Origin of the sequence: Alteriqipengyuania flavescens (genome assembly GCF_030406725.1) — a bacterium.
GTDB lineage: Bacteria > Pseudomonadota > Alphaproteobacteria > Sphingomonadales > Sphingomonadaceae > Alteriqipengyuania_B > Alteriqipengyuania_B flavescens.
In genome coordinates, this window is record NZ_CP129107.1 from 130,611 (window position 1) to 143,499 (window position 12,889).

The window sequence follows — 12,889 nt, forward strand, 5'->3', positions numbered from 1 at the left end:
CATGCAGTTCTCGAAGCTCAAGCTGACCGGCTTCAAGAGCTTCGTCGAGCCGTCCACCCTGCGCATCGAACCAGGGCTGACCGGCGTGGTCGGCCCCAACGGCTGCGGCAAGTCCAACCTGCTCGAGGCGATCCGCTGGGTGATGGGCGAAAACTCGCCCAAGTCCATGCGCTCCGGCGGAATGGAAGACGTGATTTTCGCCGGTACCGAGGCGCGCCCGCCGCGCGATTTCGCCGAAGTCGTGCTGGAAGCGGAAACCGACGACGGCGACGAACTGCAGGTCGTCCGCCGGATCGAGCGCGGGGCGGGCAGCGCCTACCGCGTGAACGGGCGCGATGTGCGGGCAAAGGATGTCGCGCTGACCTTTGCCGATGCGGCGACGGGGGCGCATAGCCCTGCCCTCGTCAGCCAGGGCAAGATCGCTGCCGTCATCGCCGCCAAGCCGACCGAACGGCGCCAGATGCTGGAGGAAGCGGCCGGCATCGCCGGGCTGCACGTCCGCCGCAAGGACGCCGAGAGCAAGCTGCGTTCGACGGAAAAGAACCTCGAGCGGCTGGAAGACCTGATGGCCGGGCTCGACAGCCAGATTTCGTCGCTGAAACGCCAGGCGCGGCAGGCCGAACGCTACACGAAACTGACGGGCGAGATACAGGCTGCCGAGGCGCGGCTGGTCTTCGCCCGGTGGCGCGATGCGGCCGCCGCCGCCGATGCCGCGCGGGCCGAGGCGGAAAAGGCGGAAGCGCGGGTGGCCGAGGCCAAGGCCAGGGCGGACGGGGCGCAAAAGGCGCAGCAGGCCGCCGCCATCGCCCTTGCCGAAGCGCGCGAGGAAGTGGCCGACCGGCGCGACGATGCGAGCGCCCACGGCCACCGCATGGCGGCGCTCACCAGCCAGCTGGAAGCCGCGGAACAGCGGCTCGCCGATCTCGACCGGCAAAAGGCGCGGCTGGAGGAAGACCGCGGCGAAGCCGACCGGCTGACCAAGGACGCGGCAGTAGCCCTGCAGCGGCTGGAGCGCGAACTGACGGAGGCGGGCAAGGCGCTGGCGGCGGACGAGGAACGGCGCCCCGCCCTCGCCGCGAAACTGGAGGATGCCGAGCGCGCGAGCCGAACCGCTGAATTGGCGCTGGCCAAGGCGACCGCCGACCATGCGGGTGTCGAGGCGGAATGGCGCGTGGCGCAGGCCGCGATCGAACAGGCCGAGGCACGGCTCGCGCGGCTCGATGCCGAAGCGCGGCGGCAGGCGGCGCAGCGCGAGGACCTGCTCGGCGCGCGCGATCCGGACGAAGTCGTCGCCGAAGCGCGCGCCGATGCCGACGCAGCCTCCAAGCGTCTCGCCGATTTGCGCGAGGAGCTGGAGGCAGAGCGGGCACGCAAGGACGAGCTGCAGCAGGCCCGCGATGCTGCCGCCGAAGCGCAATCCGCCGCCCGGGCCGAGCTTGCCGGGATCGAGCGCGAATATGCGGCGCTCGAACGTGACCGTGCCGCGCGCGAAAAGCGGCAAAAGGACGCCAGCGGCCGGCATCTGGCCATCGACGGCGTCCGCGCCGCTGCCGGCTATGAACGGGCGGTCGCCGCCGTGCTCGGCCGGGACGCGAAGACGCCGGTCGGATCGCCGCAAGACAAGGCGGAAGGCCGCTTCTGGACCGGGCGGAGTGCACCTGCGCGCGTGGCCGACAGCCTCGCCGCTCATGTGCTCCAGGCGCCGGAAGAGCTCGCGGCGCGGCTCGCGCTGGTCCACGTGGCGGAAAGCGACGACGGGCGCGATCTTGCCCCCGGCGAATGGCTGGTGACGATGTCGGGCGCGCTGCGGCGGTGGGACGGTTTCGTCGCGCGCGGCGAAGGCGGGGCGGAAGCGGCGCGGCTGGAGGCGGAGAACCGCCATGCCGAACTCGCCGCGCAGCTACCGGAGCTGCGCGATGCTGCCGAGAGGGCCGAGGCGCAAGCGCGCGAAACTGCCGAGGCCCTTGGCGAACTGCAGCGCGGCCTCGTCGCCCGCGAGCGCGATATTGCCGCGGCGAGCGAGGACGAGCGCGGTGCCCTGCGCGCCCTCGATCAGGCGGAAGCGGCAAAGGAACGGCTGGCCGCGCGGATGGAGCAGCTCGATGCCGCCGCCGACGACCTCGCTGAACAGCGCAAGTCCGCCGAAAACGATCTCGAGGAAGCGCAGGCGAAGAAGTCCGCCCTGCCGGACCCCGCCGCCGGCCGCGCGCAGCTGGAAGCGGCGCAGGCCAAGAACGAAGCCGCACGCGCTCTCCACCAGTCGGCCACCGGAGAGCTCGCCGCGCACGACCAGGCGCTCGCCGTGGGCAGGGAGCGTACCGCGGCCCAGCAGGCCGATATTTCAGGCTGGCAGGCCCGCGCCGGCGATGCCGCCCGGCGCCTGTCCGACATGGGGCGCCGGTTCGAGGAAATCGAGGAAGAGCGCGCAGTCATCGCCGCCAAGCCCGCCGGGCTGATGCGCGAAATCGAAGGCGGCGAAGCGACCCGCCAGCGGCTCGGCGAAGAACTCGCAAAGGCGCAGGCGGCCCTGGAGGCTGAGGAAGCGAAAGGACGCGCTGCCGACAGCGCCTTTTCCGAAGCGAATGAAGCCCTCGCCGCCGCGCGCGAAATGCGTGCCGCCTCCACCACCCGCGCGGAAAACGAGGAAGAGCGGCGCCGCGAAATGGGCCGCATTTCCGGCGAGCGCTTCCAGTCGCCCCCGCCCTTGCTACCCGCGAAATTCGATTTCGCCGAGGACGAGGTCAAGCCGGCCCCGGACGAATCCGCCATGCTGGAGAAGCTGACCGCAGACCGTGAACGCATCGGCCCGGTCAATCTCGTGGCCGCCGAAGAACTTGCGAAGATCGAGCAGGAACACGGCGCAAGTGCCGAAGAACAGGCCGAATTGCACGAAGCGGTCAATCGCCTGCGCGGCAGCATCGGCAGCCTCAACCGCGAAGGGCGGGAACGGCTGCGCGCCGCCTTCACGGAGGTCAACGCGCATTTCAAGCGGCTCTTCACCGCCCTGTTCGAAGGCGGGCAGGCCTATCTCGAACTGATCGACAGCGACGATCCCCTCGAAGCCGGGCTCGAGATATTCGCCCAGCCGCCGGGCAAGCGTCTGCAATCGCTCACCCTGCTATCCGGCGGCGAGCAGGCCCTTACGGCGGTCGCGCTGATCTTCGGCCTGTTCCTCACCAACCCGGCCCCGATCTGCGTGCTGGACGAAGTCGACGCGCCGCTCGACGACGCCAATATCGACCGCTTCTGCGATCTCCTCGACCGCATGACGCGCGAAACCGACACGCGCTATCTCATCGTCACGCACAACGCCGTCACCATGAGCCGCATGCATCGCCTGTTCGGCGTCACGATGATCGAAAAAGGCATAAGCCGTCTCGTCAGCGTCGACCTCGGCGGCGCCGAAGAACTGCTGGCGGCGGAATAGCGCCGCTAGCGCCGCACCCACGGCGCGTCCGTCCGTTCCACCTCCAGCCCGCCCTGCCACGGCTTGCATAGCGCGAAAGCCTCGTCCGGCTCGCCGTCCAGCCACGCGCCGCGCTGGTCGGGGCCGATGATGACCGGGCTGCGGTCATGGACGCCTTCCACTTCCGGGGCAGCTTCGGTCATGATCATGGAATAGACCGCGCCCCATTCCTCGCTCCAGCGCCAGATGCCGGCGATGGCGAGCAAGTCGGAATCGGGCGCGGAGAACCACGTCCGGGTCTTCGCGCCCTTCTCCCCTTCGGCTTCGGCAAAGGCTTCCACCGGGATGAGGCAGCGGCGCTTCTCGAAACTCGAATTCCAGAATGGCGAGCCGAGCTTGTCGGTGCGCGTGTTGTTGACCGGCTTCGGCTTTAGCGGCTGGCCCTTCGCACCCTTGCGCTGGAGCGGGAAGCCCCAGGTGCAGGCCTTGACCTTGCCTTCCGCCATCACGAGGCCGGGTGTGCCGGGATAGACCTCCGCCCCCCAGTTGCCGCCTGCGGCCTCGTTCACCGCATCGAACCATGCAGCCACTTCGTCTGCGTTCTTCGTCATGCGATAAAGGTTGCACATCAGGCGTTCCCAACCACGAAGCAGGCGAGCGCCAGCAACAGCCCGGCGAAGCGGTTGGCGCGGAAACGGGCGAGCGGGTTGTCGGCGTCTGCCGGGTCGAGCGTAAGCACCTGCCACGCGAGATGGCCAGCGACCGGCAGCAGCGCCGTCAGCGCCAGCCAGTCTCCGCGCAGCAGCCAGATGGCGAGCGCCCACAGGCCAAGCGCGCCGCCATAGAATGCGGCGACACCGCCCTTCACGGTTTCGCCCATGCGCAGCGCGCTCGACCTTATGCCGACCAGCGCGTCATCCTCCCGGTCCTGCAGCGCGTAGATCGTGTCATAGCCGATGGTCCACAGCGCGCACCCGGCATACAGCGCGGCCAGCGCCTCCCACGGGGGCCCACGCAGTTCGGTCCAGCCGACCAGCGCTCCCCAGCTGAAGACAAGGCCGAGCCAGGCCTGCGGCCACCAGGTGATGCGCTTCATGAAGGGATAGGCCGCCACCAGTGCGAGGCTGGCGAGCGCGACCAGCTGCGCCTGCCACCGCAGCTGGAGCAGCATGACGAAGCCGACCAGGCTCAGGGCGATCAGCCAGGCCCAGGCCAGAGGCTTCGACACGCGGCCGCTCGCCACCGGGCGCTGCGCCGTGCGAGCGACCTTCCGGTCCAGCTTCGCATCAACGATGTCATTGTAGACGCAGCCTGCGCCGCGCATGGCTATAGCACCGAGCAGGAACCACGCGAGCAGCGCCCATTGCGGCCCCTCGCCCGCCAGCCAGACCCCGGCAACGCAGGGCCAGAACAGCAGCCACCAGCCGATCGGCCGGTCGAACCGGGCCAGCTGCGCAAGGTCGCGCGGCAGCTGCGGCAGGCGCGCCACGAGCCCGCGGTGCTGGCTGTCGGGGACGATGTTATCGGTCATCGCCCTTGTCCTACAGCGGCGTTCGCGTAGTGAAAAGCCATGCCGTCGACGCATGATCCCAAGACCCCCGCATGGCCCCCGCGCAGCGCGCCGCGCCTCTTCGTCGAGGACCGGCTGGCGCAGGGTGCGATGGTGTCGTTGGAGGGCAACCAGGCAAACTATCTTTCACGCGTTATGCGCGCAAAGCCCGGCGACGCAGTGATCCTGTGCGACGATGCGACCGGCGAATGGGTCGCCCGGATGGAGTCGGCGGACCGGCGCAACGTAACGCTGACGGTGGGCGAGCGCTTGCGTCCGCGCGAGGACGTGCCCGATTTCTGGCTCGTTCCCGCCCTCCTCAAGAAAGACCGCTTCGATCTCGTGCTCGAAAAGGCGACCGAGCTGGGCGTGGCGGCCATCCACCCGGTCGTCACCCGCCGCTGCGTCGCCGACAAGCTGAACGATGCGCGCGCGCAGACCCTCGTCACCGAAGCGGCGGAGCAGTGCGCCCGCACCGCGCTGCCGCAGGTTGCCGCTCCGGTGAAACTCGATGCGCTTCTGGCAGGCTGGCCGGAGGGCCGCGTGCTGTTCTTCGCGGACGAGACGGGCGGCGATCCGGCAGCCGGGGCTTTTGCGTCCGCCGCTGGTCCGGCCGCGCTGCTGGTCGGCCCCGAAGGCGGCTTCGACGATGCCGAGCGCGCCGCCATCCGTGCCCACCCCCAGGCGCGCGCCATTGCGCTCGGCCCCCGCATCTTGCGCGGCGAAACCGCCGCCATTGCCGCCACCGCGCTGTGGATGGGTATCGCCGGCGACTGGAAATAGCGCTTGGCGAATTCACAATCGCTGGCTTAGGGCGAGCGCATGTCGACCCGATCAGTTTCCAATAGCAACGATCCCGTGATCGAAAGCCGCGACCAGCTCGTCGCGCCGATGCAGGCGGGCGAGAAGCCGAAGGACCGCTGGCGGATCGGGACGGAGCACGAGAAGCTGGTCTTCCGGACCGAAGACTACCGCGCCCCGTCCTACGACGAACCCGGCGGCATCCGCGACATCCTGCTCGCCATGCGCGAATACGGGTGGGAGCCGGTCGAGGAAGGCGGAAAGGTCATCGCCATGGCGGGCGAGGACGGGACGATCAGCCTGGAACCCGCCGGCCAGTTCGAGTTGTCGGGCGCGCCGCTCAAATCCCTTCACGAAACCTGCAACGAGACGCAGCGCCACCTCCACCAGGTGAAGACGATCGGCAAGAAACTGGGCGTCGGGATGCTCGGCCTCGGCATGTGGCCGGACAAGACGCGCGGCGAACTGCCGGTGATGCCCAAGGGGCGTTATGGCATCATGATGCGGCACATGCCGAAGGTCGGCAATCTCGGCCTCGACATGATGCTGCGCACCTGCACGATCCAGGTGAACCTCGATTATTCTTCCGAAGCGGACATGGCGCAGAAATTCCGCGTCGGGCTGGCGTTGCAGCCACTCGCCACCGCATTGTTCGCCAACTCGCCATTTACCGAGGGCAAGCCCAACGGCTTCCTGAGCTATCGCAGCCACATCTGGTCCGACACCGATCCGCACCGCACGGGCATGTTGCCCTTCGTGTTCGAAGAGGGCTTCGGTTACGAACGCTATGTCGACTACATGCTCGACGTGCCGATGTATTTCGTGGTGCGGGACGGCCGGTATATCGACTGCGCCGGGGAAAGTTTTCGCGCATTCATGGACGGCAAGCTGCCACAGCTTCCCGGCGAGAAGCCGACGGAAAGCGACTGGTGGGATCACCTGTCCACCGCCTTCCCCGAAGTGCGGCTGAAGAGCTTCCTCGAAATGCGCGGGGCCGATGGCGGCCCGTGGAACCGCATCTGCGCCCTGCCCGCGCTGTGGGTCGGCCTGCTCTACGACCAGGGCGCGCTCGATGCGGCGTGGGACCTGGTCAAGGACTGGTCGATGGAAGAGCGCGAGGCACTGCGCAACGCGGTGCCGAAGGAAGGGCTGGCGGCTGCCGTGCCCGGCGGGCGGACCTTGCAGGAACTCGGCAAGGACGTGCTAGCAATCGCGCGGCAGGGCCTTGCCGCGCGCGGCAATCCTTCCACCAGCGGCGACAACGAGACCGGTTTCCTGCGCCCGCTCGATGCGATCATCGAAAGCGGCAAGTCGCCGGCGCAAGTCCTGCTGGATAAGTTTCACGGCCCGTGGGACGGCGATATTTCACGCGTTTACGAGGAACGCTTCTAGCGCGCCCTACTCTACCGGATGCATGACCGGCGGGCCGGACTTTCGCGGATTGGCGAAGCGCACCAGCTTGCGCAGCCGCGCGGTCAGCGCGCCGTGTTCGCCCATCCAGTCGTAATATTCGCGGTACTTCGGATCCTCGGCCAGCAGGTGCGCCTCCTCGGTGCGCGCGCGCCAGTAATAGATCGCGCTCACCACGCCGAGGAACACGGTGTTGCGGACCATGTCGGTGGTCGAACCGTTGACGACCGCGAAAGGCAGCACGCTGCTCCACCAGAACAGGTTCTTCGACACATAGGCCGGGTGGCGGGTGAAGGCATAGGGACCGTTGGTCACGACCCCGCGATAGGTGAGGTTCGAGAAGCGGATGCCGAAAGCGAAGGTCGCCCAGGCATAGACCGCGGTCAGGAACACCAGCCAGCCCATCCAGACCCAGAGCAACAGCTCGCTGCCGCCCAGCCAATGCGCCCAGCCGCCGGTGCCCACCTCGTATCCAAGCAGGCCGCCCTCTCCGTTGGTGAAGATGCCCGGGCCGCCCATGATGCCCCACACCAGCGGCGGGTAGCAGATCAGCGCCGCGATCCAGCCCGCGAGCAACGGGTTGCCGCTGCGGATGTGGCTGTCGAGCGGGCGGAAGGTGAGCAAATAGCCGACCGTGCCGATCTGCACATCGACCAGAAACAGCGCCGCGAACAGCACCTCGCCCAGCGCCACCGGATTGCCCGCGACCGCGCCGATATCGGCCATCACGACGTAGGAAAAGCCGCCCGGAATGATGGAAAGCATGAAGGCGGTGAAGAACGCCTTGATGAACCAGGCGCGGCCGTGTTTCTTCACCGCCGCCATTTCCCAGCCATCGCGGCCGAGCAGCATCGCGCCGAAATGCCAACTGGCATCGCGCGGTTCGCCCATGCGGCGGTCGATCCACAGGACATAGGGCACGGACAGCAGGACCAGCGGGATCGCCGCATAGCCGAGCACGTGCATCGAGAACTGGTAGCTACCGCTCCAGTACCACCGGCCGAGGCAGTAGAACGCGGCGATCAGTGCAAATGTGGTCCATAGCCCGGCGAGCTTGACCACGGACACATCCAGCACGGCGTGCAAGGGGCGCGGGTTGTCCCACGCCATCCCGGTCGAGGTATTGCGGTGGACTTTCTCGACCACCACCGACCACACGCTCATCGCGAGGCCGGAGAAAACGACGCCGAGCAACGCGGCATAGGGTCCGTCGAGCCGCCCCAGCGCGGGGTCGAAGCCGAAATGCGGGGCGATGGCCGGCCAGTTGCGGCACACGATGACCCATGCGGCCAGCGTCGCCAGCCCGACGAAGCCGACGGCGGCGCTGACATCACTGGCCGGGCGGGCCGCGGGGATCGTGCGCGTTGTGTCCATACCCCTCGCGCCGTAGCGCAGAAGGGTTAAGGCCGCGGTAAAACCCGCAGGCGAGCCCTAGCGGTAGGCATTGATGCGGCCGCTGTCTTCCAGGATATACATGGTCCCGCCGGCCACGATCGGCGGCAGGGATACGCCGCTGTTGAGCTGCTGGAAGTCGGCGATGGCCCCCGACATCACGTCGACCCGTTTGACCGCACCGCGGCTGCTGGCGACCCACAGCGAATTGCCGGCGAGCACCGGCCCGGTCCAGAAAATCTCGCCCTCGCGGTCCTTTGCGTCGCGGTACCGGTCGAGCTGGGAAATCCAGCGGACCTTGCCGGTCGTGCGCTGGATGGACAGCAGCTCCGCTTCGTCCGTCAGCACGAACAGCCACTCACCCGCCACCGCGGGCGTGGAAATGCCGGCGATGTTGAGCTCCCACTGGCGCTGGCCGCTCAGCAGGTCATACGCTGCCATGCGGCCGCCCTGCCCCAATGCGTAAACCTTGCCCGATTCGATGATCGGCCCGGCGTCGACGTCGGTCAGCGTGCCGACCTGGGTGGAAATCGAGGTGCGCGCAAGCGCGTCGGACCACAGGTTGCGGCCGTTTTCGTAACGATAGGCGGTCAGTTCGCCAGAGCTGTAGCCCGCGATGACCGAACCCTGCGCCGCGGCCGGGGCGCCGACACCGAAGACGCCGGCGCTGCCAGCGGCTGCCGTATCCGACCAGATGGCCGAACCGTCGAGCGTGCTCAGCGCGTGGATCTGGTTGTCCTGCGTCATCACGAAGACCTGGTTGAAGGCCACGGTGGGTGCGTTGCGCAGCGGACCGGCGGGCTTCACCTGCCAGCGGATTTCGCCCGTGTCGGCGCTCATCGCCACGACGTTGCCGGTGCCGTCGGTCGCGAACAGCTGGCCACCGGCATAGCTGACGCCACCGCCGAAGGCAGCGTTCTGCGAACCGTCGGGCCGCTCCAGTGCCTTGGTCCACAGCGCACCGCCGCTCGCGGCGTCGAACGCGCGGATCGTACCGCTGGTGTCGACCACGAATAGCTTGCCGCCGCCGACCACCGGGGAGGAGCCGAGACGGCGCCGGTCGTTGGAGCCTTCGATCTGCGCGGTCCAGGCCAGCGCCGGCGTAGCGCTGAGCGCGACATGGCCGATGGCGTTGCTGGCCGCGCCGCCCGGCTGGGGCCAGTCGGCATTCGCCTGCGCTGCCGGCACGATCACCGACACGCCCGCGAGCGAGGGATCGACCACTGCACCTGCGCGGATCTGCGATAGGATCGGCACCCGGTTGCCGACTGTCGGCGTGGTCGTCTTGTCGTCGCTACCGCCGAAGATGCCGCAACCGGATACGGCCAAAGCCATCGCCGAAACCGCGAGGAAAGAGAAAGGCTTGGTGCGGGTCATTCGAAAATCCTCTGAAGTCCTATTCGGCCGCGGCCGGCGCCGCCGCGCCTTGCGGGCCGACGATTTCCGCCACGTTGTCGATCGCATCGAAGCCGAGCGATCCGGCCAACTGCCGGGTGCGCTGGCGAATCGTGTTCGGCAGCGTATCGTCCTGAGCGATCGCGACCAGCAGCGGGCCGGCCTGGTTCGGCTTGCCTTGTGCAAGATAGGCATGCGCGCTCATTTCGGCTGCGCTGGCGAACCACGGGTTGCCCGGTTTCGCCAGCGGGGCCAGCCGCTGGATCACGTCCGACGGCTGCATCGTGTCGTATCCGGCGGCAACCGCGCGGATCGTCGCCCCGTCGCGCAGGGCAGCGGGCGCATCGCCCATGGCGGCGACCTGGTCGAACAGCTCGATCGCGTCCGCGTTGTTCCCCTGCCGCTGGGCGGCAGATGCGCGCAGCATGATCGCCGCTGCCTGCTGGGCCGGACCGCCATCGGCCTCCACCGTGGCGAGCGTTTCGCTGGCGTTCGCATTGCCTTCGACCTGATCGATGCCGCGGATCAGCTCTTCGGAAACGACTTCGCGCTCGGCCTTCTGGCTGGAGTTCCACCACAGGTAGCCGCCGAACGCCGCCAGCAGCAGGACGACGCCGCCGACGATGGCGGTGCCGTACTTCTTGGCAAAGCCTTCGAACGTGTCGGTGCGGACCGCCTCGTCCACTTCGCGCAGCAGGGCTTCCTGCTCCGCATCGGCGACGCGCTCCTTCTTGCCGGGTTCATTGCCGATATTTGCCGGCGGGGTCTTGGGTGTCAGGGCCACTAAAAGCCACTTTCGCTGTCAATTTCGGAATGGCGCGCTCTTTAGCGCATGGCGGGGACTATTCAACTGGTCCGCCGAAGATGTCGTCCGGCAAATGAAGTTGCGGTGAACCGGCTCAGGCCTGCAAGCGGGCATGGGCCGGCAGGAAACGGTTGTAGAGATCGCGGTAGGACTCGATCATCCGCGCCTCGCCGTATTCGGCCGTCACTTTCGCCTTGTTTGCCTTGCCGATCCGCTCGCGCAGCACATCGTCGGAACTCAGGGTCCGTACGGCGTGGATGAAAGCCTCCCTGTCGCCGGGCGAGACGATGAATTCCTCGTTCTCCGGCGCAACCATGGCGAAGATGTCGCCGACATCGGGTGCGGCGACCGGAAGCCCGGCGGCCATCGCCTCCAGCACCGAAATCGGAAACTGTTCGCTGTCGGAAGATAGCGCAAAGATATCGAGCAGGCCGATAACCTTCGCCGGATCCTTCACGTGGCCGGGCAGGTGGACGCGGTCGCTTATCTCGTATCGGTCCGCAGTCTCGAGGATCGCTTCGCGCTCCGGCCCCTCCCCGAAAATGACGAGGTGCCAGTTGTCGGGCAGTTTGCCGACGACTTCCACCAGCCGGTCGATGCGTTTCACCTCGCGCAAACCGGCCATGGTGCCGAGCCACATTTCGCCCGGCCGCTTGATCAGGCGCGGCAAGGCGCTGCGCTTCGGCTTCTTGCGGAAGGCGGACACGTCGATACCGTTGGGAATGCGCGTCACGCGGTCGGGCGGCTGGCTCCAGGTCTGGCGCGCGATCCGGCCGAGAATGTGCGACGGCACGACAACCGCCGCCGACCGGCCAAGCGCGATCCGGCGATACCAGTTGCGCGACCACTTCAGCTTCTTCGCCTCGTCCGAATTGAAGCCGTCCTCGTGGTGGATCAGCGGCGGTAGGCCCATCCGCTCGGCAAAGGCGGTGTGCGCCATCGCGGCGTCCATCGCGCCCCAGTTGTAGGTCAGGATAAGGTCGTAATCCGTCATCGCCTGCGCCATTTTCAGCAGGCGGCGCGGCGTGGGCTTGCCCGTCAAGGAGGGGAAGCTGCGAGGATAGCGCACGCGAAGACCCGGCTTGATCGCTTTGGAGGCGCCGTACTGGTTCTTGTCGGCGGAAACGATCTCGTGCTCGGCAGAGCGGCCGAAGGCGTTGATCAGCTGAACGCTGCGCAATTCCTTGCCGCCGGGGGCGAAGCTGGAATGCAGGTGGAGGATGCGCGCGGGCCGACGGGCTTCGTTCATCCCGCTCTCTCCAGCAGCGCGTCGATGGCGGCGATGGCCTCCGGCTCCGCCAGCGTCGGCGCATGGCCTACGCGGGGCACGGTGACGCTTTCCAGCCCGTCGATCCGGGCCAGCATGGCGTCACGCGTGGCGGGTGTCAGCAGGTCGGACTGCTCGCCGCGCACCAGCAGGCCGGGCCGCCCGCCCAGCGCCTCGAAGGCGGGCCACAGGTCGACGTCCGGCGCGCCCTCCGACTGGCGGAAGGGTTCGGCGATCTTCATGTCGTAATCGAACACGATCCGCCCGTTGCCGCCCACGGTCATGCATTTCTTGGCAAAGGTGAGCCAGTCTTCCAGCGACCAGTCAGGGAAGGTCTCCCCGTGCCCTTCCTGCAGGGACCGCGCCGCGTGCATCCACGTGGGATAGCTGCCGCCGACGCCGACATAGGTCTTGATGCGTTCGATACCCTCGGGGTCGATGTCGGGACCGATGTCGTTGATGACATAGCCGGCGATCTTGCCTCCATGCATCGTCGCCAGCAGCGAGGTCACGAGCCCGCCGAGCGAAGTGCCGATGGCGACGAACCGCTCGATCCCCGCCTGGTCCAGCAGCGCGGCGACATCGCCGGCATAGACCACCGGGTTATAGGTCATCGGGTCGCGCGCATATTCGCTGCCACCCCGGCCGCGGAAATCCACGCACAGCACGCGGCGCTTGCCGGCGAGGTGCTCTGCCAGCTCCTCGAAATCGCGGGCGTTGCGGGTCAGGCCCGGCATGCAGATCACGGGGAGCGCAGCCGCGTCGCCGTCATAGTGGCGGTAATGTAGCTTCAGCCCGTCAGGACTGTCCCAATAACGGTCTTCGTGGGCGGCACTGGCCAATGGTCTGATCCCCTCCCCCGCG

General features: G+C 67.9%; 10 protein-coding genes. 3 read left to right on the plus strand and 7 right to left on the minus strand.

Translation table 11 applies throughout. From position 1 onward, the window contains the following. Position 1 precedes the first annotated feature (1 nt). Positions 2-3,427, plus strand: coding sequence for a chromosome segregation protein SMC (gene smc / locus QQW98_RS00770; RefSeq protein ID WP_290135657.1), 3,426 nt, complete (start codon positions 2-4; stop codon positions 3,425-3,427). A 5-nt stretch (positions 3,428-3,432) separates the two neighbouring features. On the opposite strand, the gene QQW98_RS00775 is transcribed toward smc, so the two are convergent. Both QQW98_RS00775 and ubiA read right to left on the minus strand, forming a co-directional pair. Then, positions 3,433-4,035 (minus strand): SOS response-associated peptidase, encoded by a 603-nt coding sequence (locus QQW98_RS00775; RefSeq protein WP_290135658.1) that lies wholly within the window; start codon positions 4,033-4,035, stop codon positions 3,433-3,435. Then, positions 4,035-4,937: a 4-hydroxybenzoate octaprenyltransferase gene (gene ubiA / locus QQW98_RS00780; protein ID WP_290135659.1), complete on the minus strand. Its 903-nt coding sequence runs from the start codon at positions 4,935-4,937 to the stop codon at positions 4,035-4,037. Before ubiA ends, QQW98_RS00775 begins: the two co-directional genes overlap by 1 nt. Positions 4,938-4,976: 39 nt before the next feature. Between ubiA and QQW98_RS00785 the strand changes: the two genes are divergently transcribed. Then, complete coding sequence (locus QQW98_RS00785) at positions 4,977-5,738, plus strand: 16S rRNA (uracil(1498)-N(3))-methyltransferase (RefSeq protein ID WP_290135660.1); 762 nt, start codon at positions 4,977-4,979, stop codon at positions 5,736-5,738. Positions 5,739-5,777: 39 nt separating this feature from the next. Further along, the gene (locus QQW98_RS00790; RefSeq protein WP_290135661.1) at positions 5,778-7,148 is read left to right on the plus strand and encodes a glutamate--cysteine ligase; all 1,371 of its coding nucleotides are present in this window, start codon (positions 5,778-5,780) and stop codon (positions 7,146-7,148) included. A 6-nt stretch (positions 7,149-7,154) separates the two neighbouring features. Here QQW98_RS00790 and QQW98_RS00795 read toward each other — a convergent pair whose 3' ends face one another. The 5 genes from QQW98_RS00795 to QQW98_RS00815 form a co-directional block, all read right to left on the minus strand. After that, positions 7,155-8,540, minus strand: a complete 1,386-nt coding sequence (locus QQW98_RS00795; protein ID WP_290135662.1) for a methyltransferase family protein — start codon at positions 8,538-8,540, stop codon at positions 7,155-7,157. 57 nt (positions 8,541-8,597) lie between these two features. After that, positions 8,598-9,935, minus strand: a complete 1,338-nt coding sequence (locus QQW98_RS00800; protein WP_290135663.1) for an outer membrane protein assembly factor BamB family protein — start codon at positions 9,933-9,935, stop codon at positions 8,598-8,600. A gap of 19 nt (positions 9,936-9,954) precedes the next feature. Further along, on the minus strand, positions 9,955-10,737 hold the full coding sequence (locus QQW98_RS00805) for a tetratricopeptide repeat protein (protein WP_290135664.1): 783 nt from the start codon (positions 10,735-10,737) through the stop codon (positions 9,955-9,957). A 115-nt stretch (positions 10,738-10,852) separates the two neighbouring features. Then, positions 10,853-12,007, minus strand: coding sequence for a glycosyltransferase family 4 protein (locus tag QQW98_RS00810; RefSeq protein ID WP_290135665.1), 1,155 nt, complete (start codon positions 12,005-12,007; stop codon positions 10,853-10,855). Beyond that, complete coding sequence (locus QQW98_RS00815; protein ID WP_290135666.1) at positions 12,004-12,867, minus strand: alpha/beta fold hydrolase; 864 nt, start codon at positions 12,865-12,867, stop codon at positions 12,004-12,006. The genes QQW98_RS00810 and QQW98_RS00815 overlap by 4 nt, the downstream gene beginning before the upstream one ends. Positions 12,868-12,889 lie beyond the last annotated feature (22 nt).

Excerpts from the sequence above, each read along its gene's own strand:
- smc (WP_290135657.1), top strand. The coding sequence starts at position 2 with ATGCAGTTCTCGAAGCTCAAGCTGACCGGCTTCAAGAGCTTCGTCGAG.
- QQW98_RS00775 (WP_290135658.1), bottom strand. The coding sequence starts at position 4,035 with ATGTGCAACCTTTATCGCATGACGAAGAACGCAGACGAAGTGGCTGCA.
- ubiA (WP_290135659.1), bottom strand. The coding sequence starts at position 4,937 with ATGACCGATAACATCGTCCCCGACAGCCAGCACCGCGGGCTCGTGGCG.
- QQW98_RS00785 (WP_290135660.1), top strand. The coding sequence starts at position 4,977 with ATGCCGTCGACGCATGATCCCAAGACCCCCGCATGGCCCCCGCGCAGC.
- QQW98_RS00790 (WP_290135661.1), top strand. The coding sequence starts at position 5,778 with ATGTCGACCCGATCAGTTTCCAATAGCAACGATCCCGTGATCGAAAGC.
- QQW98_RS00795 (WP_290135662.1), bottom strand. The coding sequence starts at position 8,540 with ATGGACACAACGCGCACGATCCCCGCGGCCCGCCCGGCCAGTGATGTC.
- QQW98_RS00800 (WP_290135663.1), bottom strand. The coding sequence starts at position 9,935 with ATGACCCGCACCAAGCCTTTCTCTTTCCTCGCGGTTTCGGCGATGGCT.
- QQW98_RS00810 (WP_290135665.1), bottom strand. The coding sequence starts at position 12,007 with ATGAACGAAGCCCGTCGGCCCGCGCGCATCCTCCACCTGCATTCCAGC.